General features: G+C 69.8%; 28 protein-coding genes. 17 read left to right on the top strand and 11 right to left on the bottom strand.

What is annotated here, in order from left to right; all coding sequences use genetic code 11:
• Positions 1-26 precede the first annotated feature (26 nt).
• Positions 27-365, bottom strand: coding sequence for a DUF1844 domain-containing protein (locus tag LBW94_RS21905; RefSeq protein WP_225052866.1), 339 nt, complete (start codon positions 363-365; stop codon positions 27-29).
• Between the two features lie 365 nt (positions 366-730).
• Here LBW94_RS21905 and infC point away from each other — a divergent pair, with 365 nt between their 5' ends.
• The 4 genes from infC to LBW94_RS21885 all read left to right on the top strand — a co-directional run bounded on the left by infC (position 731) and on the right by LBW94_RS21885 (position 3,051).
• Complete coding sequence (gene infC, locus LBW94_RS21900; protein ID WP_225053259.1) at positions 731-1,450, top strand: translation initiation factor IF-3; 720 nt, start codon at positions 731-733, stop codon at positions 1,448-1,450.
• Between the two features lie 67 nt (positions 1,451-1,517).
• The gene (rpmI, locus tag LBW94_RS21895; RefSeq protein ID WP_225052864.1) at positions 1,518-1,712 is read left to right on the top strand and encodes a 50S ribosomal protein L35; all 195 of its coding nucleotides are present in this window, start codon (positions 1,518-1,520) and stop codon (positions 1,710-1,712) included.
• 128 nt (positions 1,713-1,840) lie between these two features.
• Complete coding sequence (gene rplT, locus LBW94_RS21890; RefSeq protein WP_225052862.1) at positions 1,841-2,221, top strand: 50S ribosomal protein L20; 381 nt, start codon at positions 1,841-1,843, stop codon at positions 2,219-2,221.
• 32 nt (positions 2,222-2,253) lie between these two features.
• Positions 2,254-3,051, top strand: a complete 798-nt coding sequence (locus tag LBW94_RS21885) for a TrmH family RNA methyltransferase (RefSeq protein ID WP_225052860.1) — start codon at positions 2,254-2,256, stop codon at positions 3,049-3,051.
• A gap of 7 nt (positions 3,052-3,058) precedes the next feature.
• Here the strand turns inward: LBW94_RS21885 and LBW94_RS21880 are convergent, their stop codons facing one another.
• Positions 3,059-3,628: a TetR/AcrR family transcriptional regulator gene (locus LBW94_RS21880; protein WP_225052859.1), complete on the bottom strand. Its 570-nt coding sequence runs from the start codon at positions 3,626-3,628 to the stop codon at positions 3,059-3,061.
• Positions 3,629-3,823: 195 nt separating this feature from the next.
• On the opposite strand from LBW94_RS21880, the gene LBW94_RS21875 reads away from it, so the two are divergent.
• The 3 genes from LBW94_RS21875 to pheT all read left to right on the top strand — a co-directional run bounded on the left by LBW94_RS21875 (position 3,824) and on the right by pheT (position 9,047).
• A complete protein-coding gene (locus LBW94_RS21875) occupies positions 3,824-5,242 on the top strand; it encodes a DHA2 family efflux MFS transporter permease subunit (RefSeq protein ID WP_225052857.1) in 1,419 nt (472 codons plus the stop codon).
• A 198-nt stretch (positions 5,243-5,440) separates the two neighbouring features.
• Positions 5,441-6,502 (top strand): phenylalanine--tRNA ligase subunit alpha, encoded by a 1,062-nt coding sequence (gene pheS / locus LBW94_RS21870; protein ID WP_225052855.1) that lies wholly within the window; start codon positions 5,441-5,443, stop codon positions 6,500-6,502.
• Between the two features lie 37 nt (positions 6,503-6,539).
• Positions 6,540-9,047, top strand: coding sequence for a phenylalanine--tRNA ligase subunit beta (gene pheT, locus LBW94_RS21865; RefSeq protein WP_225052853.1), 2,508 nt, complete (start codon positions 6,540-6,542; stop codon positions 9,045-9,047).
• Between the two features lie 441 nt (positions 9,048-9,488).
• On the opposite strand, the gene LBW94_RS21860 is transcribed toward pheT, so the two are convergent.
• Complete coding sequence (locus LBW94_RS21860; protein WP_225052851.1) at positions 9,489-10,031, bottom strand: YaeQ family protein; 543 nt, start codon at positions 10,029-10,031, stop codon at positions 9,489-9,491.
• Positions 10,032-10,180: 149 nt separating this feature from the next.
• Between LBW94_RS21860 and LBW94_RS21855 the strand changes: the two genes are divergently transcribed.
• Positions 10,181-11,086: an SAM-dependent methyltransferase gene (locus LBW94_RS21855; RefSeq protein WP_323137892.1), complete on the top strand. Its 906-nt coding sequence runs from the start codon at positions 10,181-10,183 to the stop codon at positions 11,084-11,086.
• 17 nt (positions 11,087-11,103) lie between these two features.
• Here the strand turns inward: LBW94_RS21855 and LBW94_RS21850 are convergent, their stop codons facing one another.
• Entirely contained in the window at positions 11,104-11,532 is a 429-nt protein-coding gene (locus tag LBW94_RS21850; RefSeq protein ID WP_225052849.1) for a MarR family winged helix-turn-helix transcriptional regulator, read from the bottom strand.
• A gap of 153 nt (positions 11,533-11,685) precedes the next feature.
• Here LBW94_RS21850 and LBW94_RS21845 point away from each other — a divergent pair, with 153 nt between their 5' ends.
• Positions 11,686-11,889 carry a hypothetical protein gene (locus LBW94_RS21845; protein ID WP_225052847.1) on the top strand — a complete coding sequence of 68 codons (204 nt, stop codon included), beginning with the start codon at positions 11,686-11,688 and terminating at the stop codon, positions 11,887-11,889.
• 63 nt (positions 11,890-11,952) lie between these two features.
• On the opposite strand, the gene LBW94_RS21840 is transcribed toward LBW94_RS21845, so the two are convergent.
• Positions 11,953-12,114, bottom strand: a complete 162-nt coding sequence (locus LBW94_RS21840; protein ID WP_225052845.1) for a hypothetical protein — start codon at positions 12,112-12,114, stop codon at positions 11,953-11,955.
• A gap of 341 nt (positions 12,115-12,455) precedes the next feature.
• Between LBW94_RS21840 and LBW94_RS21835 the strand changes: the two genes are divergently transcribed.
• Positions 12,456-13,661 carry a fatty acid desaturase family protein gene (locus LBW94_RS21835; RefSeq protein WP_225052844.1) on the top strand — a complete coding sequence of 402 codons (1,206 nt, stop codon included), beginning with the start codon at positions 12,456-12,458 and terminating at the stop codon, positions 13,659-13,661.
• Between the two features lie 329 nt (positions 13,662-13,990).
• A complete protein-coding gene (locus LBW94_RS21830) occupies positions 13,991-15,154 on the top strand; it encodes a glycosyltransferase (RefSeq protein ID WP_225052842.1) in 1,164 nt (387 codons plus the stop codon).
• A gap of 471 nt (positions 15,155-15,625) precedes the next feature.
• On the opposite strand, the gene LBW94_RS21825 is transcribed toward LBW94_RS21830, so the two are convergent.
• The 5 genes from LBW94_RS21825 to LBW94_RS21805 all read right to left on the bottom strand — a co-directional run bounded on the left by LBW94_RS21825 (position 15,626) and on the right by LBW94_RS21805 (position 18,038).
• Positions 15,626-15,826 (bottom strand): DUF6186 family protein, encoded by a 201-nt coding sequence (locus LBW94_RS21825; protein WP_225052840.1) that lies wholly within the window; start codon positions 15,824-15,826, stop codon positions 15,626-15,628.
• On the bottom strand, positions 15,823-16,125 hold the full coding sequence (locus tag LBW94_RS21820; RefSeq protein ID WP_225052839.1) for a hypothetical protein: 303 nt from the start codon (positions 16,123-16,125) through the stop codon (positions 15,823-15,825). The genes LBW94_RS21825 and LBW94_RS21820 overlap by 4 nt, the downstream gene beginning before the upstream one ends.
• On the bottom strand, positions 16,122-16,535 hold the full coding sequence (locus LBW94_RS21815; protein WP_225052837.1) for a hypothetical protein: 414 nt from the start codon (positions 16,533-16,535) through the stop codon (positions 16,122-16,124). Before LBW94_RS21815 ends, LBW94_RS21820 begins: the two co-directional genes overlap by 4 nt.
• A gap of 168 nt (positions 16,536-16,703) precedes the next feature.
• Positions 16,704-17,462: a contact-dependent growth inhibition system immunity protein gene (locus LBW94_RS21810; protein WP_225052835.1), complete on the bottom strand. Its 759-nt coding sequence runs from the start codon at positions 17,460-17,462 to the stop codon at positions 16,704-16,706.
• Positions 17,463-17,525: 63 nt separating this feature from the next.
• A complete protein-coding gene (locus LBW94_RS21805; RefSeq protein WP_225052834.1) occupies positions 17,526-18,038 on the bottom strand; it encodes a CGNR zinc finger domain-containing protein in 513 nt (170 codons plus the stop codon).
• Between the two features lie 153 nt (positions 18,039-18,191).
• Here LBW94_RS21805 and LBW94_RS21800 point away from each other — a divergent pair, with 153 nt between their 5' ends.
• The 3 genes from LBW94_RS21800 to LBW94_RS21790 all read left to right on the top strand — a co-directional run bounded on the left by LBW94_RS21800 (position 18,192) and on the right by LBW94_RS21790 (position 19,533).
• Complete coding sequence (locus tag LBW94_RS21800) at positions 18,192-18,638, top strand: VOC family protein (protein WP_225052828.1); 447 nt, start codon at positions 18,192-18,194, stop codon at positions 18,636-18,638.
• Positions 18,639-18,686: 48 nt separating this feature from the next.
• Positions 18,687-18,881, top strand: a complete 195-nt coding sequence (locus LBW94_RS21795; protein ID WP_225052826.1) for a DUF3046 domain-containing protein — start codon at positions 18,687-18,689, stop codon at positions 18,879-18,881.
• Positions 18,882-19,320: 439 nt separating this feature from the next.
• Positions 19,321-19,533, top strand: coding sequence for a hypothetical protein (locus LBW94_RS21790; protein WP_225052824.1), 213 nt, complete (start codon positions 19,321-19,323; stop codon positions 19,531-19,533).
• Here the strand turns inward: LBW94_RS21790 and LBW94_RS21785 are convergent.
• Positions 19,530-20,567 carry a GlxA family transcriptional regulator gene (locus tag LBW94_RS21785; RefSeq protein WP_225052822.1) on the bottom strand — a complete coding sequence of 346 codons (1,038 nt, stop codon included), beginning with the start codon at positions 20,565-20,567 and terminating at the stop codon, positions 19,530-19,532. The two genes, LBW94_RS21790 and LBW94_RS21785, sit on opposite strands and share 4 nt — an antisense overlap.
• Positions 20,568-20,619: 52 nt before the next feature.
• Here LBW94_RS21785 and LBW94_RS21780 point away from each other — a divergent pair, with 52 nt between their 5' ends.
• The 3 genes from LBW94_RS21780 (at position 20,620) to LBW94_RS21770 (ending at position 22,180) form a co-directional block, all read left to right on the top strand.
• Positions 20,620-21,018, top strand: a complete 399-nt coding sequence (locus LBW94_RS21780; RefSeq protein WP_225052821.1) for a cupin domain-containing protein — start codon at positions 20,620-20,622, stop codon at positions 21,016-21,018.
• Positions 21,019-21,162: 144 nt separating this feature from the next.
• Positions 21,163-21,480: a hypothetical protein gene (locus tag LBW94_RS21775; protein WP_225052819.1), complete on the top strand. Its 318-nt coding sequence runs from the start codon at positions 21,163-21,165 to the stop codon at positions 21,478-21,480.
• Between the two features lie 64 nt (positions 21,481-21,544).
• Positions 21,545-22,180 (top strand): flavin reductase family protein, encoded by a 636-nt coding sequence (locus LBW94_RS21770; RefSeq protein WP_225052818.1) that lies wholly within the window; start codon positions 21,545-21,547, stop codon positions 22,178-22,180.
• The last annotated feature ends 178 nt before the right edge of the window (positions 22,181-22,358 follow it).

Here is a 22,358-nt window from a genome sequence, read left to right as displayed (position 1 = left end):
TACCCGTGCCGGGAGGTGATCCGGGGTCAGTAGACGGGGCCGGTGTACTTCTCGCCGGGCCCCTTGCCGGGTTCGTCCGGATGCGCGGAGGTCTCCCGGAAGGCGCGTTGCAGCGCCTGTAGGCCGTCGCGCAGCGGCCCGGCATGCGGGCCGAGGTATTCCACCGAGGCCGTGATCAGGCCGGCCAGCGCCGTGATGAGGCGGCGGGCCTCGTCCAGATCCAGCTGCGGGCTCGACTGCGGATCGTCGTCGGCGAGGCCGAGCTTCTCGGCGGCCGAGCTCATCAGCATCACCGCCGCCCGGCTGATGACCTCCACTGCGGGGATCTCGGCCAGCTCGCGCACGGTCTCCGACGGATTGCTCATGCCGGTAGCATGGCACCCGATACCGATGTGCCTGGTCGCGGGGTTGCCCGATTCGGAGGATCAGCTGCGGGGATGTTAAGCTGATCGGCGACGACCGCCCCGGTCGTGTTGCAGCAATAGTTCGCGTCGTCAGATCGCTGCGTCGATGCACGTCTGTGGCAGGTCCGGGGCAATAAGTGGAGCCCAACTCCCACCGTTCGCCGGTTCACATCAGGCCGGACGGTCCCGGTCACCCGTCCGATATGGAGGGGTTTTTCGTGCGGCATCGTGCCCGTGCGAGGGTCGACGCGATTGCTCGCGTCGTCGGCCGGTCGACATCGGGCCCCGTGGCGGTGAAATACCGCAGCGGGGCTTTCGTGTTGGATATGGGGTTGCCAGTTATAGCTTGCGGTCGTTGGACGACACCGCTTGACCTAGGAGGCCCCATCAGCACTGAGACCCGCATCAACGATCGCATCCGCGTTCCCGAGGTCCGACTCATCGGACCAGGCGGTGAACAGGTTGGGATCGTGCGTGTTGAAGATGCACTGCGCGTCGCGCAGGAAGCCGATCTCGACTTGGTCGAGGTCGCGCCGGACGCGCGACCACCGGTCTGTAAGATCATGGACTACGGCAAGTTCAAGTACGAGACGGCGCAGAAGGCGCGCGAGTCCCGGAAGAACCAGCAGCAGACCGTGATCAAGGAGCAGAAGCTCCGTCCGAAGATCGACGACCACGACTACGAGACGAAGAAGGGCCATGTCCTTCGCTTCCTGCAAGCAGGCTCGAAGGTCAAGGTGACGATCATGTTCCGCGGTCGCGAGCAGTCGCGGCCCGAGCTGGGTTTCCGGCTGTTGCAGCGGCTGGCCTCCGACGTCGCCGAGTTCGGCTTCGTCGAGACCTCGGCCAAGCAGGATGGCCGGAACATGACCATGGTCCTCGCACCGCACAAGGGTGCGAAGACGCGGGCGAAGGCGCAGCAGACGGTGTCGCAGCGCGGTTCCGGTCCGGCTGCCAACGACGTCCCCGACGCGGCGCCGGCGCCGGACGCGGTCCCCGTGTCGGTGCCGGATACCGGCGCCGTGGAAGCGGACAGCCCGCAGTAACCGAACAGTGGACGGCGGACTCGTGGGAACGCGAGCCCGCCGCCGAACGAGACAGATTGAGGAATCCATGCCGAAGATGAAGAGCCACAGCGGCGCCTCGAAGCGATTCAAGGTGACCGGTCGCGGCAAGCTGCTGCGTGAGCAGGCGAACCGTCGACACCTGTTCGAGCACAAGCCCAGCCGCCGGACTCGTCGTCTGGAAGGCACGGAGGTCGTTGCGGCGGCCGACGTCCGTCGTGTGAAGAAGCTGCTCGCCATCTGAGCGGGCTCTCCTCGAGCCATCGCGCAGTGCCCCCGGCCGGTGCCGTTCACGGTCACCCGCACGGGCACGTCGCTACCACCGACCCCCGGGCGCCCCGAGCGCCCCTCGATCGAACAAGGAACTGACAAGTGGCACGCGTCAAAAGGGCCGTCAACGCTCAGAAGAAGCGCCGTACCGTTCTCGAGGCCTCCAAGGGCTACCGCGGGCAGCGCTCGCGGCTGTACCGCAAGGCCAAGGAGCAGCAGCTCAAGTCGCTGACCTACGCGTTCCGGGATCGCCGGGCGCGGAAGGGCGATTTCCGTCAGCTGTGGATCACCCGCATCAACGCCGCGGCCCGTGCGAACGACATCACCTACAACCGGTTCATCCAGGGCCTGAAGGCCGCCGGTGTCGAGGTCGATCGCAAGATCCTCGCCGAGCTCGCCGTGTCCGATGCCGAGGCGTTCGCCGGTCTGGTCGCGGTCGCCAAGGCCGCCCTGCCGGAGGATGTCAACACTCCGGCCGCCTGAGCCGAGTGACACCGACGCATTCGAAACGACCCGTGGACGCGCTCTCCGAGCGTAATCCGCGGGTCGTTTCCGCTGTCAAGCTCCATCGCGCGCCGCAGCGCCGCAAGACCGGGCTGTTCCTCGCGGAGGGCGCGAATTCGGTCGAGGCGGCCCTGGCCACCGAGCGCGCCGAAGAGCTGTTCTATTCTCTCCGCGCCGCCGAACGCGAACACGAACTGGTGGCGACCGCCGCCGCGCTCGGGGTGCGCACCACGCTGGTCGCCGAGCGCGCCGCCGAACTGCTGGGGGAGACCGTCACCCCGCCCGGTCTGGTCGCCGTCTGCCGCGCGGTGGACGTGCCGCTGCCGCGGGTGCTGGCCGCGGCGCCGCGGATGCTCGCGGTGCCGGTCGAGATCGCCGATCCGGGCAATGCCGGCACCCTGATCCGGGTGGCCGACGCGGTCGGCGCGGATGCGGTGGTGCTGGCCGGCGATTCGGTCGACCCGCACAACGGCAAGTGTGTACGGGCTTGTGCCGGAAGCCTCTTCCACGTCCCGATCGCCCGGGAGCGCGATGTCGACGCGGTGCTGGCGGCGTTGCGGGACGCGGGTGTCACGGTGCTGGCCACCACCGCGCGCGGCGAGGTGGATCTCGACGCCGCCGACGAGATCCTCGCCGGTCCGGTGGCGTGGTTGTTCGGTAACGAGGCGCACGGGCTGGATCCCGGCATCGCGCGGCGCGCCGATCATCGCATCCGGATTCCCATCCACGGCCGGGCCGAGAGCCTGAATCTCGCTGCGGCCGCGGCGATCTGCCTCTACGCCGGCGCGCGGGTGCAGCACCGCCGATAACGGCGACTCACTCCGCGACCAGGTTCTCCAGGATCTCCACCGCCCAGTCGCAGCGGACCGGATCGGGCCCGACGACCTGCATCGCGGTCATCACGGTGAGTAGCATGCCGGTGGACATGAAGTCGCGGGCCTGCTCGCCGGAGGCGCCGGTGAGGTCGCGGACCAGCCGGTAGATGCGGCCGAAGCGCTCGCGCACCGGATTGCCGATGGCAGGATCGCCGCTGGCCGAGAAGCCGTGCAGCAACACCATCAGCAACTCGCGCTCGGTGAGGAAGACGTCGAACGCCTCGCCGAGCGCGCCGATCTTCTCCTCGGTGTCCGCATCCGGGCCGACCGCGGCCGCGGCCTCCCGGAAGATCTCCTCGATCCGGTCGGTCACCAACTCCACGCTGTCGACGAACAGTTGCTGCTTGCTGCCGAACAGTCGGATCACATACGGCTGCGAAACTCCCGCGAGCCGGGCGATCTCATCGGTTTTCGTTGCGGCATAACCGGATTCGGCGAAAGCGGTGACCGCAGCCGCGAGCACCTGCTCACTGCGTTCACCGGCGGTCAGACGGGTGCGCGGCGACGCCATCGTCGTCCTCCTTCTCGATGCCGGTTCCTGGATGACCGATTACTCGACTCCGAGGTCGATCCTGCCATCGGCTCCGATCGCCGGATGTTCCGGTGGGCGGCCAGGACCGGACCTGTTGCCCATTGACATGTTATCAGCCGATGCATACTCTGACGACGTCGAGTTATCAGTGGATAACAACAAAGGATCTCGGTCATGACCACAACCCTCACCTCCGGGTCGTCCGCCACCTCGCGCTCCCGGGCGCCTCGTCCTCTCGCCGCGGTTCTGCTGGCCGTCGGCATCCCGATGTTCATGGTCACGCTGGACAACCTGGTCGTGACCAACGCACTGCCGGTGATCAAGCACGAGCTCGGCGCCTCGCTCACCGACCTGCAGTGGTTCGTCAACGCGTACACGCTGTCGTTCGCCTCCCTGCTGCTCGCCGCGTCCGCGCTGGGTGACCGGATCGGGCGCAAGCGGATGTTCCTGACCGGTATCGCACTGTTCACCGCCGCCTCCGCGGCGTGCGCGTTGGCCACCGAGCCGTGGATGCTGATCACGGCCCGCGCGGTGCAGGGCTTCGGCGGGGCGGCGGTGATGCCGCTGTCGCTGACCCTGCTGTCGGCGGCGGTCCCGGAGAAGATGCGCAGCGCGGCCATCGGCATCTGGGGCGGTATCTCCGGCCTCGGCGTGGCGCTGGGCCCGGTGATCGGCGGCGCGGTGGTCGACGGCCTGAACTGGCAGTGGATCTTCTGGCTGAACGTGCCCATCGGCATCCTGGCGTTGCCGTTCGTGGCCCGGGTGCTGACCGAATCCCACGGTGGCGCAGGGCGTTTCGATGTGCTCGGACTGCTGCTGGGTTCGGGTGGTGTGCTCGCGGTGGTCTGGGGCATCGTGCACGGCGCGGGTGACGGCTGGATGTCGGCGCAGGTGCTCGTGACCCTGATCGCCGGCGGCGCCCTGCTGGTGGGGCTGATCGTGTGGGAGCTGCGCACTCCGAATCCGCTGCTGCCGTTGCGGCTGTTCCGGTCCCGTGCCTTCGGGCTCGTGAACGTGACCACCTTCACTTTCGGTGTCGGGGTGTTCGGCTCGATCTTCCTGCTGGCCCAGTACTTCCAGGTGGTGCAGCACCTGTCCCCGTTGCAGGCGGGCATCCGCACCATGCCGTGGACCCTGGCGCCGATGGTGGTGGCGCCGATCGCGGGCCTGGTCGTCGACCGGGTCGGCGCCCGCACGCTGCTGGCCCTGGGTCAGGCGATGCAGGCCGCGGCGCTGGCGTGGCTCGCCCTGGCGATCGGGGTGGACACCGGTTACGGCGCGTTCGTCGGGCCGTTCCTGCTCGCCGGTATCGGCATGGGGCTGACGTTCGCACCGGGTGCCACGGTCACCATGGCCAGCGCCGCGCCGCAGGATCAGGCCATCGCCTCCGGTACCAGCAACACGCTGCGTGAGGTCGGCGTCGCCCTCGGTGTCGCGGTGCTGTCGTCGGTGTTCTCCTCCTACGGGTCCTATCTGGGTGGTCAGCAGTACGTCGACGGTCTCGCGCCGGCGGTGATGGTCGGCGCGGTGATCGTCGCGGTCGGCGCGCTGGTCGCGGTGCTGCTGCCGCGGCGGATCGTGCCGGTCTCCTGACCGCGGCGGCACGCCGTACGCCCCATCCGGCCACGCCGGGTGGGGCGTACCCTGTCCCGAGCCGGGCGCATACTCACGAGGGGTCCCACCTGCCGCGAAAACGGGATGAGGTGGCCTGATTGGATTGTCTACGATGCGACCGGCAAGAATGAGACGGACAACCAGCCGGACGTGTACCAGTCAGGGAGACGAACCACCGTGGCCGACGACAACGCACCAGCGGACCCGACAGCGGCGCTGACCGAGGAGGCGCTCGCCGCCGCGGCCGACGCGGCGCAGCAGGCGTTCGCGGCGGCGGCCGACTTGGATGCGCTGGCGGCCGCCAAGACCGAGTACATGGGCGGGAAATCGCCGATCGCGCTGGCGCAGCGCTCCCTGGGCACGCTGCCCAAGGAGGAGAAGGCCGACGCGGGCAAGCGGGTCAACGTCGCCCGCGGCCGGGTGACGGACGCCTACGAGGCCCGCCGCGCCGAGCTGGAGGCCGTGCGCGACGCCGCCGTGCTGGTGTCGGAGGCGATCGACGTCACCCTCCCGGCCGGGCGGGCCGCCGTCGGCGCGCGGCATCCGATCACGGTGCTGTCCGAGCGGATCGCCGACGTGTTCGTCGGGATGGGCTGGGAGGTGGCCGAGGGCCCCGAGGTCGAGACCGAGCACTTCAACTTCGACGCGCTCAACTTCCTGCCCGACCATCCGGCGCGCACCATGCAGGACACCTTCCACATCGCGCCGGAGGGGTCGCGGCAGGTGCTGCGCACGCACACCTCGCCGGTGCAGGTGCGCTCGCTGCTGGAGCGGGAGCTGCCGATCTACGTGGTCTGCCCCGGCCGCACCTTCCGCACCGACGAGCTCGACGCCACCCATACCCCGGTGTTCTCCCAGGTCGAGGGGCTGGCCGTGGACAAGGGCCTGACCATGGGCCACCTGCGCGGCACTCTGGACGCCTTCGCCCGAGCCCTGTTCGGCCCGGACACGCGAACTCGCATGCGCCCCAGCTTCTTCCCGTTCACCGAGCCGTCCGCGGAGGTGGACGTCTGGTTCCCGGACAAGAGGGGCGGTGCCGGCTGGGTCGAGTGGGGCGGCTGCGGCATGGTCAACCCGCGGGTGCTGATCGCCAGCGGTATCGACCCCGAGATCTACACCGGGTTCGCGTTCGGCATGGGCATGGAACGCACCCTGCAATTCCGCAACGGCCTGACCGACATGCGCGACATCGTCGAGGGCGATGTGCGTTTCACGCTGCCGTTCGGCGTCCAGTCCTGAACCCACCCCGCTCGATTCGAAGGAAAGCGAACGTCACGTGCGAGTAGCGCAGTCCTGGCTGACGGATGTCCTGCAGCGCGCGACCCCCGACTGGGCGGTCACGCCGGAGGAACTGGACGCCGGTTTCGTCCGGGTGGGCCTGGAGGTCGAGGAGATCGACACCTTGGCGCGCATCACCGGTGACATCCCGCATCCGCTGGTGGTCGGCCGGGTCGCGGAGATCACCGAGCTGACCGAGTTCAAGAAGCCGATCCGATTCTGCAAGGTGGACATCGGTATTCCCGACCACTTGCAGGAAATCGTCTGTGGCGCACGCAATTTCGCGGTCGATGACCTGGTCGTGGTGGTGCTGCCGGGCGGCGTGCTGCCGGGCGGGTTCGCGATCAGCTCGCGCAAGACCTACGGCCACGTGTCCAACGGCATGATCTGCTCGGTCGCCGAATTGGGTATCGGCAAGGATCATTCCGGCATCCTGGTGCTGGAGCCCGGCACCGCGCGGCCCGGCGCCGACGCCAACGTGCTGCTCGGTCTCGACGACACGGTGGTGGAACTGGCCATCACCCCCGACCGCGGCTACGCCTTCTCGGTGCGCGGCCTGGCCCGCGAGCTGGCCTGCGGCTTCGATCTGGAATTCGTGGATCCCGCGGTCCGCACGCTGCCCGACGCCGCCACCGAGGCGTGGCCGGTGCGGTTGGAGGCGGAATCGCTGTGCACCCGGTTCGCGGTGCGCCGGGTCACCGGCATCGACCCGGCGGCGGTCAGCCCGTGGTGGTTGCAGCGGCGGCTGCTGCTGTCCGGCGTGCGCCCGATCTCCCCGGCGGTCGACGTCACCAACTACGTCATGCTGGAGCTGGGCCAGCCGCTGCACGCGTTCGACGCCACCAAGGTGCGCGGCGAGCTGACGGTGCGCCGCGCGCACACCGGCGAGACCCTGCGCACCCTGGACGAGGCCGAACGCACCCTGCACGCCGAGGACGTGGTGATCGCCGACGACAGCGGGGTCGTCTCGCTGGCCGGCGTGATGGGCGGCGCGAGCACCGAGGTGGGCGCGACCTCGACCGACATCCTGCTGGAGGCCGCGACCTGGAATCCGGTCGCGGTGGCCCGCACCACGCGGCGGCACAAGCTGTCCTCGGAGGCGTCCCGGCGGTTCGAGCGGATCGTCGACCCCGAGGTGAACATCGCCGCGCTGGACCGCGCCGCCACGCTGCTGGCGCAGATCGCCGGTGGCACGGTCGAGCAGGTCCTCACCGATGTGCGGGTGCCCACCCCGGCGGCGGCGCCGATCCACATCGATATCGACCTCGCCGACCGCATCGCGGGCGTCACCTACCCGACCGGCACCTCCGCGCGCCGGCTGACCCAGATCGGCTGCACGGTCGACGTGGGAGTGGACGAGAGCACCGGCCATGCCCAGCTGGTGGTCACCCCGCCGAGCTGGCGGCCCGATCTGACCCAGCCCGCCGACCTGGTCGAGGAGGTGCTGCGGCTGGAGGGCCTGGAGCTGATCCCGTCGGTGCTGCCGACCGCGCCCGCGGGCCGCGGCCTCAGCGCCGCGCAGCGCCGCCGCCGCGCGGTCAGCCGGGCGCTGGCCTTCGCCGGTGCGGTGGAGGTGCCGTCGCCGGTGTTCATGCAGGAGGGTGTGTTCGACACCTGGGGCCTGGACGCCGACGATCCGCGCCGCGACACGCTGCGTGTGCTCAATCCGCTGGACGCCGAGAAGGCCGAACTGTCGAGCACGCTGCTGCCCGGCCTGTTCGAGATCGCCGTGCGCAACCTGTCGCGCGGTGAGCGTGATCTCGCGCTCTACGCGATCGGCCAGGTGGTGCTGGCCACGCCGAACACCGGTCCGGTCCCGCCGCTGCCGGTCGACCGCCGCCCGACCGACGAGCAGGTCACGGCCCTGCTGAATTCGCTGCCGGAGCAGCCGGTGCACGTGGCCGCGGTGCTCACCGGCCGCCGGGAACCGCGCGGTCCGTGGGGTGCGGGCCGGGTCGCGTCGGCCGCCGACGCCTTCGCGCTGGCCGACGCCGTCGCCGCCGCGGCCGGGGTCGAGCTCGAACGCCGCGCGGCCGCGCACCTGCCGTTCCATCCCGGTCGCTGTGCCGCGCTGATCGTCGACGGCACGGTCGTCGGGTACGCGGGCGAGCTGCATCCGGCGGTCCTGGACCGCGCCGGCCTGCCGCCGCGCACCTGCGCCCTGGAACTCGACCTGGATGCCCTGCCGTTGCGCGAATCCCGGCCCGCCCCGGTGATTTCCGCATTCCCGGCGGTCTTGCAGGACGTGTCGGTGAGTGTGGAGAAGGCCGTCCCCGCGGCCGCGGTCGAGTCGGCCCTGCGCTCCGGCGCCGGGGAACTGCTCGAGCACATCGCGCTGTTCGACGTGTACGAGGGCGAACAGGCCGGTGCGGGGCGAAAGTCCCTCACCTACGCCCTGCGCTTCCGCGCCACCGACCGCACCCTCACCGAGGACGAGGCCAGCGCCGCCCGCGACGCGGCGGTCTCGGCGGCGTCGACCGCGGTCGGCGCACTGCTGCGCGGCTGATCGCTGCGGCCTCCTCCTGGTGAACCAGGGCGGAGGTATCGATCACGACGGGCGAATCGGTCTCGCGCGGGACCTGCCCGGCGGCGTATGGCGACGTCGTGGTTCCGCGAATTCGTCTCGCGCCGAACCCGTTTCGGCGGCGCCCGGACGGTGCGCGGCGGCCGGGTGTTCGGCTTTGCGCGGGGTGCTGGCCGTGCGCTGCGGTAAGTGGTGTCACGCCGCACAGGATGTCTCGATCGGCGGCGGACACGACTCCGCCGCCGGACAGGTGCCCGGCGGCGGAGGAGAGAAGACCGACGCCCCACAACCGCCTCTCGGCGAGTGGTCGCTCGTGGCGACGAAGGGTGAGGCCCGGGGGTGTTCGGGCGCCGGCAATGGTGATCAACGGGTCGGTGGCGCTATCTATTCCGTTGCCGGGCATGTGAGGTGGCTCACCATCGATCACCCCAGGTGGTGCTGCTGCACCGGTGTGCTCAGGACGGTGCCGTTGACGTCCAGATACAGCAGCCGCTCGGTGACCGACAGGGAGGCGGTGTTGCGCCGCTCCAGCACGGCGGCCGCGGCGTCGACGAACGCCCGGTCGAAGCTGTACAGCGGGATCTCCTCGGCCCGGTGGATCTTCTTGCCGGCGAGCCCGGTCAGCACCTTGGCCGGATCGCGATGGGTGTAGATCGCGACGTCGCCGGTCAGTTTGCTGCCGCGATGCACCCGTTCCGCGTCCGGCGCGCCGATCTCGATCCAGGCGGTGAGCCGCCCGGTGAGATCCCGCACCAGCACCGCGGGCTCGTCGGCCGACGACACCCCGCCGTCGCTGAACGCGATGCCCTCACGGTATTCCAGGCAGTACGCCAGCAGGCGCGTGACCATGAACTCCGCGGATTCCGAGGGGTGCCGCGCGACTCTCAGCTCCAGATCCTCGTACACGCCGCGATCGACGTCGGCGAGCTGGACGGAGAAGTTGTACACGGTTGCGCTGAGGGCCACAGGAGTAGGACCTTAACGCCCGCGCGCGGCGGCCCGCACCGAGGCTCTCCGATCGCGCACCCCGGGCCCGATGATCACCCTGGACGCTCAGCTGATTCCTATCTAGGATAGCTATCTGGGGGCGGAAATCATCGGGAGAGGATCGGACATTGGCACGGACCGACGACGACACCTGGGATCTGGCCTCGAGCGTCGGGGCGACCGCGACCATCGTGGCCGCCGCGCGAGCGCGCGCCACGCGGGCCCCGAACGCCCTGATCGACGATCCGTTCGCCGAACCGCTGGTTCGCGCCGTCGGGGTCGAGGCCTACATCCGGCTGGCGACCGGTGACCCGGAGATCGTCGCGGCGAGCGGCCGGGACCGGCTGACCGACACCATCGCCGTACGGACCAGGTTCTTCGACGATTTCTTCCTCGACGCCGCGGCCGCCGGTGTGCGGCAGGCGGTGATCCTGGCCTCCGGCCTGGACGCGCGCGCCTACCGGCTGCCCTGGCCCGCGGACACGGTGGTCTACGAGATCGACCAGCCCGAGGTGCTCGAATTCAAGGCCTGGGCGCTGGCGGATCTCGGCGCCGTCCCGGCCGTCGACCGGCGTCCCGTCGGGATCGATCTGCGTCAGGACTGGCCCGCCGCCCTGGCCGACGCCGGCTTCGACACGAGCCTGCCCACCGCGTGGAGCGCCGAGGGCCTGCTGGGCTATCTCCCCCCGGAAGCGCAGGATTCGTTGCTGGACACGGTCACCGCGCTCAGCGCCCCCGGCAGCCGCTTCGCCACCGGCAACGCCCGCCGCCTCGACCGGGCCGATCGGGAACGCCGCCGGGAGCGCATGCTGGCGGCCGCCGAACGGCGGCGTGAGGCGGGTCTGGATCTCGACCTGTCCGAACTGGTGTACTTCGGCGACCGCAAGGACGTCGGCGAATACCTGACCGCGCGCGACTGGCACGTCCGGAGCAGTACCGCCGCAGCGCAATTCGAGGCCCTCGGCCTGCCGCCGCTGCCCGCGGACGCCGAGGACATCGCCACCCGCCGGTACATCGTCGCCACGCGCGCCTGATCCGCCGGGCGGCGGGCCTACTCCTGCTGCGCGAGCCGTTCCATCAGTTCGCCCGCCACCAGCATGATCCGCTGCTCGGCCGGGGTCAGGGCCGTGCTCATGGTGTCCTGGAGCCAGCTCTGGCGGCTGCGGCGGATCTCCGCCAGGACCTGGAGACCCCGATCGGTCAATTCGATGAAGACCCGGCGCCGGTCGGCGGTGTCGGGCCGCCGCAGGATCAGGCCCAGGTCCTCCAGTGCCCGCAGCGCCGCGGCGACATTGGAACTCTTCATCTGCAACTCGTCCGCGACATCGCTGGGCCCGAGTGCGGTGGGGGAGCGCCGCACCGTGACCAGCACCTGCACCATGGGGATCGAAATCCCCTCCATGACAGGATTTTCCCGCTGGATGCGCCGGTACAGCAGCTTCAGCTGCTGTTGTAGTCGATGGACGTCGTCTTCCTCCACATGGCTATGTTACATAGGGAATGGTGGCCGGACCGGTTCCTGCGATGATTCGGTGCCGAGGCCGCGCGCCGTGCACGGTCCGCGGCGGCGGTGTGGCTAACTCCCGGCCGTCGCCAATGCTCCGCGTAGCGGCGCGACGCGCCGGGATCGGTGGTGGTCGCCGCCACCCTGGCCGACATGGATGCGCTGTCGCGCGACCTCCTCGTCGAACGGGGCGCCGACGACCCGGTCCCGGTGTCCCGGACCGTGCCGTCCTGGCTGCTGGGCGCCATCGTGCCGCAACAACCGTATCCCGCCACGCCGGAAGCGTTACGGCGACAGCTGAATTCGATTATCGGTGGTGGCGCGACCGGGTGACCGATCGCCCGGGCCGGCCTGACCTCCGGCCGACTCGGTGCCCGGTCGTCGCGGGCGCCGGGATCACCGGCCGTGCCGGTCCCGCTTGCGTACCTCGTCGTGGTGTTCGCTGATCGCGCGATCGAGCCGGGCGCGCTCGGCTCGATCGGCGGTGACCAGGGCTCGGCGGAACGCGGCAATGTCGCGCATCAGCTCGAGATAGTCCTTCTCACGCACTGTGCGCATGCGGCGTCCTGTCCAGTCGTCGCCCCGTTTTCAGGTGTCCGGTAACTCCGCACGTCGACGACGTAGCTCAACACTACCTGGAATCTCGGCGGACTCGGTGGTGGAGACCCGGTTCGTCGCGGCGGAATCGATGATCGCAGTCGGTCGCCCCCGGCCCGGGGCCGATCGGCCCTGTCCGTTGCTGACCTGGGCGGATGAGGCCCGCCGCGTGGTGTGACTACACTGCGGGCAGATGCTGTACCGCAACCCGGGGCCGAGGGCGGGATCGGTTCGACAAGTCGTCGAGCACACGATCACCAGTTCCACAGCACACAGCTCACAGGAACCCGAGGGTACGAATCATGGCAATTACCGACATCGCTGTCTACGCGCATCTGAGCGGGGCCGATATCGAAGCGCTGGGGCGTGAACTCGACGCGATCCGTGCGGATATCGAGGACCGGCGCGGTGCACGGGACGCGAAGTACATCCGCCGTACCATCGCGTCCCAGCGGGCTCTCGACGTGGTGTCCCGGCTGGTCATCGCTGCCAGTCGCGGCAAAGTCGGCTGGACGGTGGGTACGGTCGCCCTGTCCGCGGCGAAGAGCATCGAGAACATGGAGATCGGCCACAATGTCGGTCACGGTCAATGGGATTGGATGAACGATCCCGAAATCCATTCCACCACTTGGGAATGGGATATGGCCGGTTCGTCGGCGCAATGGCGTCATGCGCACAACTACCGCCATCACGTGTTCACCAATGTGCTGGGCATGGACGACGATATCGGCTTCGGTGTGATGCGGGTGACCCGCGACCAGCGGTGGCGGCCGTTCATGCTGTTGCAGCCGTTGCAGAATCTGCTGCTGGCGGTCGCTTTCGAGTGGGGAATCGCCATCCACGGCCTCGATGCCGAACACGCTCGGGCCACGACGCGGACCGAGAAATTCGAGCAGGCCAAGCTGCTGTCCGGGAAGATCGCGCGCCAGCTCGCCAAGGACTACGTGTTGTTGCCCGCGCTGAGCGGCCGGCGCTGGCGGCGCACGCTGGCCGCCGGAGTCACCGCGAACGTCCTGCGCAACATCTGGGCCTACATGGTGATCTTCTGTGGTCACTTTCCCGACGGCGCGGAGAAATTCACGGCCGCCGCCTTCGAGGACGAGACCGGCGCCGAATGGTACCTGCGGCAGATGCTGGGCAGCGCCAATTTCGACGCCGGGCCGGTGCTGGCCTTTCTGAGCGGCCATCTGAGTCATCAGATCGAACACCACCTGTTCCCCGATCTGCCCAGTAACCGCTATCCCGAGATCGCGGTGCGAGTGCGGGCCCTCTGCGACAAATACGACCTGCCTTACACCAGCGGCCCGCTGCTGCGCCAATACCTTCTGGTCATGCGCACCATCCACAAACTCGCCCTGCCGGACCGCTTTCTCATCGCGACCTCCGACGACGCGCCGGAGACGGCCTCGGAACGAAGGTTCGCCGGGCCCCATGCGATCGCCGCCGACGGCGCCGTCGGCCGTGGCCTGCGCACGGCCTTGCGCCTGCGCCGCGAACACCGCCGATAGGCCCGGACCGCGCGGCACTCGACGTTGGGAATTCGGTACTCGGCCACCGCTTCACGAGCCGTCGATCGACTCTCCACGATCCGGCCCGGCGCCGCACATGCCGTTGCTCGAATTCTGGGGACGCTGGGCCCGGACTGCGCGGATCGGTGTGATCGCAGGTCCCGCTCGCCGCAGCGGAGGGATCGGCGGCGCTCGATCAGGTAGCCGCTGTCCGGTGAAAATCGCCGTGACCTGTGGAAACAATTGCCGCACGCGAAGTCCGGACAGGAACGGGTGCGGGATGTCGCCCGCTCTCGTTTTCGGGCCGGACGGTATGGCAGGGTGTGGGCATGCGAGTGGCAGTGGTGGCGGGGCCGGATCCGGGGCATGCGTTTCCGGCGATCGCGCTGTGCCTGCGACTACGCGCGGCGGGCGACGAGCCGGTGCTGTTCACCAGCCCGCGCTGGTTCGAGGCGGCCACCGGAGCCGGGATCGAGGTACTGCGGCTGAAGGGGCTGGCACCGCGTGCCGGGGACGACGATGCCGATGCCGGTGCGCGGATCCATGAGCGGGCCGCCCACATCTCCACCGAGATCCTGCCGGATCTGCGTGAGTGGCGGCCGGATCTGGTGGTCTCGGATGTGCTGACCGTCGGTGGCGGACTGGCGGCCGAGCGACTGAGTCTGCCGTGGGTGGAGTTGGCGCCGCATCCGCTGTACCTGCCTTCCACCGGCCTGCCGCCCATCGGAAGTGGGCTCGCTGCGGGGGTCGGGCTGCGAGGTCGCGCGCGGGATGCGTTGCTGCGCAGGATGACCGCGAAGGCGATCGCGCTCGGCGATCGGCAGCGGGGTGCGGCGCGGGTGAGTGTCGGCCTGCCCGAGGCTGATCCGGGGCCCGCCGCCCGGCTGATCGCGACATTGCCCGCACTGGAGTTGCCGCGCCCGGACTGGCCCGCCGAGGCGGAGGTGGTCGGCCCGTTGCTGTGGGAGCCGACCGACGTGGTGCTGCCGCTGCCCCCGGGTGACGAACCCCTGGTCATGGTGGCGCCGTCGACTGCTGCGACCGGCGTGGTGAGCATGGCCGAGACGGTGCTGGCGGCGCTCGACGGGGCCGGTGTGCGCGTGGTGGTGTCGATGCTGGACACGCCGCCTTCCGCGATCCCTCCCTGGGCCACCGCGGGGCTGGGCCGTCAGGACGAACTGCTGACGCACGCCGATGTGGTCGTCGGTGGTGGCGGGCACGGGCTGCTGGCGAAGACGCTGGCCGCGGGCGTGCCGATCGTCACCGTCCCCGGTGGGGGCGACCAATGGGAGCTGGCGAATCGTGCTGCCCGCCAAGGTGGTTCGATTCTGGTCCGGCCTTTCGACGGTGCCGCCGTACGGGATGCGGTGCTGCGGATCCTCGGTGATCCGGCCTATCGCCGGGCGGCCACCGCGGCGGCGGCCACCGCGGCGGAGGTCGCGGACCCGGTCGAGATCTGTCACCGGGTGCGGGAGACGGTCCGGGCCCGGTAGCCGGGTCGGCGCTCGCCCGGATTCCGCCGGAGCAGTACCCCGGTTCGGGGTGCGTTCATTACGGTGGCGGCACCGGGCGTGCGCGACCGCCGGTGGCGGGTATACCGATCGTCACCGTTTCCGGCGGTGGTCACCACTGGGACTCGCGAATCATGCTGGCCGCCGAGGTCGTTCGATCCTGATGTCGCCCTTCGGTGATGCTGTCAGGCAGGGGGCGGTGGTGTGGATTCCCGGTGATCCGGCCCGACGCCGTGTTGGCGTCGCGGCGGAGGTCGCGGATCCGGTCCAGATCTGCCGCCGGGCCGCTTGTCCGGCAGAAGGCATGAGTGGTCGCTGTATTCCGTCAGGAGCAGTGCACCGGTTCGGGCGGTGCGGTCGTCATCGTGGCTGTGGCGGACCCTGGTCGGCGGATGTCTTCACCACGTGAGGGGAAACCGTCCGGACTCGTCGGAGTGGAGGTGCTCAGCGCTGTCAGCGGGCGAGGAAGTGCCATCCCAGCAATGCCCACAGCGCCACGGCGATCGCACGCAGGACGCGGGTACTGGTGAGACAGTCGACGACCTCGGTGAGTGAGGCCACCTTCGCGCGCTGCCACCGGGACACCAGGGCAGCGGCGATGGCCACGGCGAGTACCGTGGCGAAACCGATGATCGAGAGCTGCCTGTCGTTCATCCGGCCGTCGGCCTCGGATTCGCCGACGGCAGTGGGCTGTGCCGATCATGGTCGTGCCGCTGGGCAATGGCGGGTTGGCGCAGGTCGTGCCCGTTGTGGTTGTGCTGCTGGGCGCCCGCTGATGGTTGTGGGTCGCGCTGATGCTGGTTGTGCGGCGGGACGGCCGCTGGTGGTTGCGGGTCGTGCTGATCACGCTGGTGCGCCTTGGTGATCGCCGCGGTGCGCGACAACCGGGCCGATTGCTCGATGTCATCTCGGTATCCGGCGGACAGGTATCTCCGGTTGTGTCGCCGGCTCATTGGCGCACCAGCATCCAGCCGAGGCCGAGCCAGGTGAGCCAGCCGGCGAAGCGGAGCGGTCCGTGGGTGAGGTAGGGGCTGAGCAGTGTCGAGAAGGTGGGGTGGGCGGGGTCCGGCACCGACCAGCGGGGCTGGTGCGACCAGGTGAACAACTCCCACGCCAGTAGGGCGGTGGCCAGGCCGATCCAGAGTGCGAGGCCGCGCACCATCCGGGCGTCGAGACGGCGCGGCCGGTCGGGGGTGAGCAGTGCGCGGACCAGGGCCGCGACCGCGAAGACGGTCACCATGACGATGGCGGCCCGGTCGAACGGGTGAGTGGTCGTGCCCAAGGCGGCTGCCGCGATCGCGAGGGCGAGCAGGCCCACACGGTTTCTGCGCCGGTGCGGCGCGCTGACCGGCGCAGGGGTCATGGGTGCAGGATATGGCGTCGGGCGGCGGCATCATCGCAGGCGGGCCGAGTGGCCCGACGGCGCTCATCGGACTCCGGTGTGCGCCGTCGGCATTCGCCGGATCCGACGTGCGGTGTCGGTGTTCACCGGACTCCGGTGTGTCTCGTCGGCCAGGCTGGTCTGCGAGTGTCACTCGCCCGTGACGCCGGTTGCTCCGCTCGGCTGCTCGGCGGGCAGTGTTGCCAGGAATTCTGTTGTCTCGCGCCATATTTCGTCGTGCGGTGCGTCGTGCTCGGTCAGGTCGCCCAGGTCGCGCACCGTGCCGACGGCATGCCGGATGCGCACGAGTGACACGGGATCCCGGGCCCAGTGTTCGGGGCCGATCCGGAGTACGGCGAGCAGTAGATCGCCGGGGAACAGGTCGCCCGCGGCCAGTGGATTCCAGCCGAGTCGGATGGCTGCTCGCGGCAACAGGATGTCGACGCCTTCGTGCTGCTGGAGCAGGCAGCGGACGTCTTCGACCGTCAGGCGGCCGATCGGGGTGCGTCGCAGCTCGTGCACCGTGCGCATCAGCGTGGTCGCGTCCGCCGGCGGTGCGGGCCACACGTCGTCCTCGAGCTGTTCGACGGACAGGTCCTCGACGGCGTCCGCGCATACCGTCCATCGGCCGGCCTCGTGCCGGAAGAAGAGGGTGGTGGTGCGGTCCGGTGCGTGAATGATCCGCGCCAGGGCGAGGTTTCCGAGGACTCGGACGGACGAGACCTCGAAGGTCGGTTCACCGGGTGGCTCGGCGTATCCCTCGGAGTCGGGGTCGGACACGTTGTCCAGGAACTGCTGTGCTTCCTCGTCGCACATCAGCGCGGCCATCTCGCGGGGTCTGCCTCGCTCCACCGCGAACCGGAATTCGGTGATCAGGTCCAGGATCAGGGACTCGGCGGCAGACCTCATGCCGACATCCTGCCCGCACCGGGCTTTCCGGACCGGCCGGTCCTGGGAAGGCCCGAGCCGGTCTCAGGGTTTCTTCGCCTGGTGCCGGGCGGCCTTGACCCGATTGCCGCAGGTGGCCATGGAATGCCAGCGCCGCGTGCCGTTCTTGGAGGTGTCGTAGAAGTACAGGATGCAGTGCGGGTGGTCGCACTGTTTGACGCGGTGCGGCGCCTCGGTGAGCAGGTGGAGCAGGTTGTCGGTGGCCAGCCAGCCGGGCCGCCATTCCGGCGCGGGAATCTCGGGGACGTCGGCGGGACCGGTCGCGGTGAGGGTGCGGCGGATGCGGCCCCGATCGAGGACCTCGTTCAGGGCCTCGATCGACTCGCCGTGGACGGCGGCCCGGATCGCGTCGCGGGTGGTGCGGAGCGCGTGCAGTGTCGGCTCGTCGGCGGGACCGGCGAGTCCGTTGGTGGACAACCAGCAGCTCAGTCCGGCCACGTCACGCAGCAGATCCTGTGGCCCGTCGGTGGTCATCCAGCGGGTGTTCAGCAGGTCCAGCGCGAGCGGTTCGCCGAGGTGCGGGCGGGGATCGAGCACGCCTGAGGTTAACCGGAGACGTCGCGGGGCAGGTCCATGCACACCATAGTAACCGCTGAAATGGGTTGAATGGTTGACGAGTGGCGGGGTGTGACGTTAGGTTATAACCGTTGAAATCGACACAGTGGTTATTCGAATCTCGGGAGGATTGCCGTGACCGCCGTTGCACCCCTGCTCGCCACCGGCCACATCGGACTCAATGTCACCGATCTCGGACGCTCGGTGGACTTTTATCGCCGGGCACTCGGCTTCGACCTGCTCGGTGGCGCCGATCATTTCGCCTTCCTCGGGGTCGAGGGGGAGCTCCGGCTCACGTTGTGGCAGCAGAGCGCGGGTGCCTTCTCGGCGGAAAGCCCTGGGCTGCATCACCTGTCGTTCCAGGTGGTGAATCTCGACCAGGTCCGTGCCGTCGAGACGGTGCTGCGGGAACTGGGGGTCGATCTCGTGCACGAGGGGGTGGTGGCCCATCGGGAAGGGGCGGCCTCCGGTGGCATTTTCTTCACCGACCCCGACGGCATCCGGCTGGAGGTGTACGCACCGACCGGCGCGCAGGACGCGCCGGCCCCCTACGGTGAGGCACCCACCTGTGGGTTCTTCTGATGCCGGTCCGCTGCCGGAGCGCGAGGCCGGGCCGAGTACCCTGACGCGGTGCGCTTGACCGAATTCCAGGAGTTGTTGCACACCGAGTTCGGCGTGGCCCGTGGCGACGCCCTGCTCGCCGACCACACGCTGCTGTCCATGGGCGGCCGCACCGGCGCCCAGGCCATCGAGGCGGGTGCGGATCCGCGTGATGTCTGGCGCGCGCTGTGCGCCGAATTCGACGTGCCCCGCACTCGGTGGTGAGGTGTTCGGCTCGCCCGGCCGCGGAGTTGTCGATCGGCTGTGAAAGTCGTTCTGTCGCTGGTTCTCCCGGTGTGATCGTTGCTTTCATGAATGGGCGACAGCCGATCGGAGGAAATGCGGCGGGATCTCCGCGCGGTCTTGGCGAACTACCGCCGCGACCATCACCTGCGCTGCGGATGACCTCGGCGGGATTCGGCGCACCCGGTACGCCGGGGCCCCTCGATCAGCCCTGGGGGCATACCGACGCCGATCACCCCGTCCCGCCGGAAGCGATCAATTCGGATAATCCGCCGGTGTCCGGTCCGTCCGGGCGGGTGTGCTGCACGCCGGCCGATTGGCGCAATGTCCTGGCCCGGCATCTCGCCGGCGCGCGGTGAGCCGTCGATGCTCGAGATCGGCACCATGGCCCGGCTACACGACACGCCGCCGGACGGGCGCTGTGCCGCCGGATGGTTCGTGGTCCCCGTCGAGGGGGGCGGCGCGGCCGCGGTACACCCACACCGGCAGCAATACGCTGTGGGCCGCGGCCGCCTGGTCGCTGCCCGACGAGAACATCATCGCCGTCGCCGCCACCAACCGCGGTGACCTCGAGGCGCGGGAGCCACCGGTGCGGATGGCACTCGGCCTGGTGGAGGCGTACACGGTCGGCTAACCGCGCGCCGGCGTGCCGGTGCCGCGGGGCGGGGCGGCGGTACCGGACCGGCCGGGCTCCGGCGCCGGGCCGAAGCGGCGGCGGTACTGGGACGGTCCGAGGCCGGTGTGGCGGCGCAGGACGGTCCGCAGATGGGCAGCGGTGCCCAGTCCGGTGCGCCGGGCGACGATCTCGAAACGGCCCTCGCCCTGTTCGATCAGCCGGCAGGCCAACGTGATCCGCTCACCGAGCAACCAGGCCAGTGGAGTGGTGCCGAGTTCGGCGCGGAAGCGGCGGTGCAGGGTGGCAGGGCTGACGGCGGCGCGGGCCGCGAGATCCGTGACCGTCAACGGAGTGTCGAGCCGTTGCTGCGCCCAGGCCAGCACGGGCGCCAGCGAACGGTCGGGGATGTGCGGGACGGGACGTTCGACGAACTGCCGCTGCCCGCCGTCGCGATGGGCCGCGAACACCAGGCGCCGGCTCACCGCATTGGCGATCTCCGCGCCGTGGTCGCGGCGCACGATGTGCAGGCTCAGATCCAGTGCGGCGGAACTGCCTGCGGCGGTGAGGATGTCACCGTCGTCGACGAACAGCACCTCGGGTTCCAGCCGCACGGTGGGGAAGCGGGCCCGGAAGCGGTCCGCCCACATCCAGTGCGTCGTCGCGCGCCGCCCCTCCAGCACGCCTGCCTCGGCGAGTGTGAAAGCGCCACTACAGAATCCGACCAGCCGGGCGCCGCGCGCCCGCGCCCGGCGGATCGCGGCCGAGACCTCGGGGCGGCGCGGCACCTGTACATCCGGCCGATTCGGCACGATCAGGGTGTCGGCCTCTTCGGCGGCCGCCAGGTCCGCGACACCGGTGAGCGTGAAGAAGCCGTCGCGCATCAGCGTCTCCGGTTCCGGTGCGCAGAGCCGGAATTCGTACAGATCGCGGCCGAGCTCCGGGCGGCGCAGGCCGAAGACCTCGATGGCACAGCCGAGTTCGAACGGATTCGAATTCTCGTCGACGATCACCACCACCCGCTGCGGCCCGGTATGCGAGGAATCGTGCGGCATATGCGATTCCTAGCACTCACGGCGACCCCGGGCAACCGGCCAGGATGCTCCCATGAGCACCGAACCGATCGCCCTCGCCACCGCCCTGGCCGCCTTCGACGCCCTCTGGAAGCCGCACATCGTCACCCGCGTGAACGACTACGACGTGCGCATCGCCAAACTGCACGGCGAATTCGTCTGGCACGTCCACGAACACACCGACGAATTCTTCCTGGTGCTCGACGGGCGCCTGGAGATCGCGATGCGCGAGCCCGCGGGGGAGCGCACCGTCCACCTGCCGACCGGCGCGGTGTTCTCGGTCCCGCGCGGCACCGAACACCGACCGGCGGCCCCCACCGGCGCCTCGATCCTGCTGTTCGAGCCCAGCGGCACCACCAACGTCGGCGACCGGCACGACGCCGTCCCCGATCACATCACCGAGACCGCCGGGTACGCGCTCGAAGACCGTTGACGGTGAACCGTGTCGTCCATCGGCGGCTCGCCTACGTTCGGTCCTCGAATTCTTCGCTGCCGCAGCGGCATTCCACGACGGGGTGGATGCGGAGAGCAATGTGCGGATCAGGCGCGGCAGCGAGGCGGCGGTGTCACCGCACTGGTGGCCGGGGTCGAATCGGCGCTGGCCGACCAGCGGCCGCCGGTGGTCGCCGCACCGGCCGATCGGGTGGTGTCGACCGCGGGCGGCCTGCCGATGCTGCTCGACGACTTCCCGCTGACCAGGCTGCTGGAGATCGCCGTGCATTCCGCCGATCTCGCTCTCGGCGCCGACATCCCGACCCCCGCCACTGCCCCGCACGTGTTCGAACCGATACTGGACCTGCTGGCCCGGCTCGCGGTGGTGCGGTACGGGCAGGTGGCGGTGCTGCGCGCGCTCAGCCGTGCCGAATGCGCATCCGCGGTCGTCGCGGGGATCTGACCGCACGGACGCGAGGTCCGCTTCCCGCCAGCGCCGGGTCCGGCGGCTCAGCACAGTGGAGGGCATGCATCGGAACATCGACCTGAAGGTCCTCTATTTCGGCACGCCGGTGGTACTGATCAGTACCCGCAACCCAGACGGCACGGCGAATCTCGCACCCATGTCGTCGGCGTGGTGGCTGGGCGATCAGTGCATGCTCGGGATGAACACCGGTTCACAGACCACCCGGAACCTGTTGCGGGAGAAGGAATGTGTCCTCAACCTGCCCGCCGCTGCCCACGTGGACGCCGTCGACCGGTTGGCACTGCTGACCGGCACACCGGCCTTGTCGCCGCACAGGATCGAGATGGGGTACCGGTACGAGCCGGACAAGTTCGGCGCCGCCCGGCTCACCCCGGCGCCCGCGGATCTGGTCGCCGCCCCCCGCGTGGCCGAATGCCCGATACAACTGGAATGCGAACTGCTGTCGGCCGCGCCGTTCGACGCGGACGACCGCGCCACCGCACTCACCGTCCGGGTGCTGCGCGCCCATGTGGACGAGCACCTGATCGTGCCCGGTACCACGCACATCGACCCGTTGCGCTGGGATCCGTTGATCATGAAGTTCTGCGAATTCTTCGGCAACGGTGTGCAAGTGCACCCGTCGCGATTGGCCGAAGCCTGGCAGATACCCCGGACGACTCCGGTGGGGGCCGCGTGACCGCGCCTTCCGATGGTGGCCCGTCTCCGACCTCACAGCCAGGGTGAGGGGGTGCCCCGGCCGCCGCGGCCACCGGTGGGCGCGATTTCGCGGATGTGTGCGAGGTCCGGCCGTCGGCGACGGGCCGCAGCCCACCTGATGCCGGAAGCTTTTCGGCCGCATCGCCGGAGGTGCTGTA

The organism is Nocardia sp. alder85J (genome assembly GCF_020176955.2).
In the GTDB taxonomy this organism is placed as follows: Bacteria; Actinomycetota; Actinomycetes; order Mycobacteriales; family Mycobacteriaceae; genus Nocardia.
The sequence above is the reverse complement of the archived record's forward strand: the minus strand, read 5'-3'. Positions and strand labels throughout refer to the sequence as shown.

Coding starts and splice junctions, on each gene's coding strand:
- LBW94_RS21905 (WP_225052866.1), bottom strand. CDS start 365: ATGAGCAATCCGTCGGAGACCGTGCGCGAGCTGGCCGAGATCCCCGCA.
- infC (WP_225053259.1), top strand. CDS start 731: ATGGGGTTGCCAGTTATAGCTTGCGGTCGTTGGACGACACCGCTTGAC.
- rpmI (WP_225052864.1), top strand. CDS start 1,518: ATGCCGAAGATGAAGAGCCACAGCGGCGCCTCGAAGCGATTCAAGGTG.
- LBW94_RS21880 (WP_225052859.1), bottom strand. CDS start 3,628: ATGGCGTCGCCGCGCACCCGTCTGACCGCCGGTGAACGCAGTGAGCAG.
- LBW94_RS21875 (WP_225052857.1), top strand. CDS start 3,824: ATGACCACAACCCTCACCTCCGGGTCGTCCGCCACCTCGCGCTCCCGG.
- LBW94_RS21840 (WP_225052845.1), bottom strand. CDS start 12,114: ATGCGCACAGTGCGTGAGAAGGACTATCTCGAGCTGATGCGCGACATT.
- LBW94_RS21835 (WP_225052844.1), top strand. CDS start 12,456: ATGGCAATTACCGACATCGCTGTCTACGCGCATCTGAGCGGGGCCGAT.
- LBW94_RS21830 (WP_225052842.1), top strand. CDS start 13,991: ATGCGAGTGGCAGTGGTGGCGGGGCCGGATCCGGGGCATGCGTTTCCG.
- LBW94_RS21825 (WP_225052840.1), bottom strand. CDS start 15,826: ATGAACGACAGGCAGCTCTCGATCATCGGTTTCGCCACGGTACTCGCC.
- LBW94_RS21820 (WP_225052839.1), bottom strand. CDS start 16,125: ATGAGCCGGCGACACAACCGGAGATACCTGTCCGCCGGATACCGAGAT.
- LBW94_RS21815 (WP_225052837.1), bottom strand. CDS start 16,535: ATGACCCCTGCGCCGGTCAGCGCGCCGCACCGGCGCAGAAACCGTGTG.
- LBW94_RS21810 (WP_225052835.1), bottom strand. CDS start 17,462: ATGAGGTCTGCCGCCGAGTCCCTGATCCTGGACCTGATCACCGAATTC.
- LBW94_RS21785 (WP_225052822.1), bottom strand. CDS start 20,567: ATGCCGCACGATTCCTCGCATACCGGGCCGCAGCGGGTGGTGGTGATC.
- LBW94_RS21780 (WP_225052821.1), top strand. CDS start 20,620: ATGAGCACCGAACCGATCGCCCTCGCCACCGCCCTGGCCGCCTTCGAC.
- LBW94_RS21770 (WP_225052818.1), top strand. CDS start 21,545: ATGCATCGGAACATCGACCTGAAGGTCCTCTATTTCGGCACGCCGGTG.